Raw genomic sequence first — 2,273 nt, forward strand, 5'->3', positions numbered from 1 at the left:
CACCCAGATGGACGAGACCACCCAGCAGAACGCCGCGCTGGTGGAGGAAGCCACCGCCGCCGCACGCGCCATGGAGGAGCAGGCGCACCAGCTGAGCGAGGCGGTCTCGCAGTTCCGGCTGGCCGCCGCGCCGGGCACGGTGCGCGTGGCGGCGGCCGCACCCGCGGTGCGCGGCATCGGCCTGGCCGCCGCCGGCGCGCAGGCGCACTGAAGTATCCGTCGCGCGGTCCGCCACGGACCGCGCACGGGCGTTGCCGGGCGGCGGTGATCCGACACCACCGCCCTTTCTTACAAAGTCATGAGCCGGTGTCCCGATGTCCCGGGGCACTTGGCCGCAGGAGAGAGCTGTGTCCCAACCCCGTTCCGGTTCCAGCATCGTCAGTCGCCTGATGCTGGGCGTGGCGCTGATCGCCTTGATTTCCTTTGGCGTCACCGCCGCGATCAGCTACTGGAAGAGCAGCAGCGCCCTGCTCTCGTCGTCGCAGGACGCAATGCGCAACCTGGCCGGGCTCGAGGCACAGCGGGTTTCGGCCGGGCTCGGCGAAGCCTACGACACCGCCACCACCCTGGCCGCCACCCTGCGCCTGCAGCACCAGCAGGGCCTGCTGACCCGGCCCGCGGTGTCGGCACTGTTGCAGCAGCAGCTGCTCGCGCACCCGGAATGGGTCGGGGTCAGCACGCTGTGGGAGCCGGACGCGTTCGACGGCGCCGATGCCGCGCACGCCAATGCCGAGGGGCACGATGCCAGCGGCCGCTTCATGAGCTACTGGGCCTGGGCGGACGGCAAGCCCGTCACCGAGGCCCTGCGCGGCTATGACGTGGCCGGCGACGGCGACTGGTACCTCAAGCCCCGCCAAAGCCGCCAGCCCACGCTGGTCGAGCCGTACAGCTACACCATCAACGGCAAGCAGGTGCTGATGACCACGCTGTCGATCCCGATCGTCGAGCAGGAGCGCTTCCTGGGCGTGGTGACCGTGGATTTCGCCCTGTCCTCGCTGCAGGAGCACCTCGCGCGGCTCACGCCCATGGGCGAAGGCCACGTCGAACTGCTGTCGCCGGCCGGCCGCGTGCTGGCCAGCCGCGACCCGGCCGGGGTCGGTACCCAGCGCCAGGACCCGGCCACCGGCGCCATGCTCGCGCGCATCGCCAAGGGCGAGGTCGCCGAGGCGTTCACCCCGGATGCCGACGGCAATGTCGCGGTGTACGTGCCGATCCAGGTCGGCAAGGCCGCGCAGCACTTCGCCCTGGGCGTGATCGTCCCGCAGTCGCTGCTGACCCGGCAGGCCGACGTGCTGCTGTACATCGTCGTCGCGGTCGGGCTGCTGGCCGCGCTGGCGCTGTGCAGCGCGCTGTTCGTGCTGCTGCGGCGGCAGGTGGTGCTGCCGCTGGCCGCCGCCGCCGGCGTCGCCAACGACATCGCCCACGGCAAGCTCGACGGCCGCATCGAGGCCACGCGCCACGACGAGATCGGCACGCTGATGCGCTCCATGCAGACCATGCAGGGCAACCTGCGCGAGCGCATCGAGCGCGACGCCGCCCTCGCCGCCGAGAACCTGCGCATCCGTTCCGCGCTGGACGACGTCACCACCAGCGTGATGATCGCCGACGCCGACCTCACCATCATCTACGCCAACCGTCCGCTGTTCCAGATGTTGGGCAAGGCCGAGCAGGACATGCGCCGCGACCTGCCGAACTTCGACATGAAGACCCTGATCGGCAGCAACATCGACGTCTTCCACAAGCACCCCGCGCACCAGCGCAGGATGCTCGGCGAACTGCACGGCACCCATCGCGCGCAGATCACCGTCGGCAACCACGTCATGCGCCAGATCATCAACCCGGTGACCGACGGCGACGGCAACCGCCTGGGCTACGTGGTGGAATGGGACGACCGCACCGTCGAGGTGCAGGTCGAGCGCGAGGTCAGCGGCATCGTCGCCGCCGCCGCCAACGGCGAGCTCTCCGGGCGCATCATGCTGGACGGCAAGAGCGGCTTCCTGCTGCAGCTGTCCGAACAGCTCAACGGCCTGCTGGATAGTTTCGCGTCCAGCGTCGGCCAGGTTTCCACCCTGCTCGGCGCGCTGTCGCGCGGCGACCTCACCGCGCGCATGGAAGGCAACTACCAGGGCGTGTTCGCGCGCATCCGCGACGACGCCAACGCCACCGTGACGCAGCTGACCTCGATCGTCGGCCGCATCCAGCAGGCCGCATCCAGCATCAACCTGGCCGCCTCGGAGATCGCCACCGGCAACAACGACCTGTCGCGCCGCACC

2 protein-coding genes are annotated in these 2,273 nt (G+C 70.4%); both read left to right on the forward strand.

The window, feature by feature from the left end; all coding sequences use genetic code 11:
• A partial coding sequence (locus AC06E6_RS16330) for a hypothetical protein (RefSeq protein ID WP_478062052.1) occupies nt 1–211 on the forward strand: 211 nt, incomplete at its 5' end.
• 136 nt (nt 212–347) lie between these two features.
• A partial coding sequence (locus AC06E6_RS16335) for a PDC sensor domain-containing protein (RefSeq protein WP_478062053.1) occupies nt 348–2,273 on the forward strand: 1,926 nt, incomplete at its 3' end.

It is taken from the genome of Stenotrophomonas sp. Steno-Z10-HUANG (assembly GCF_056393075.1).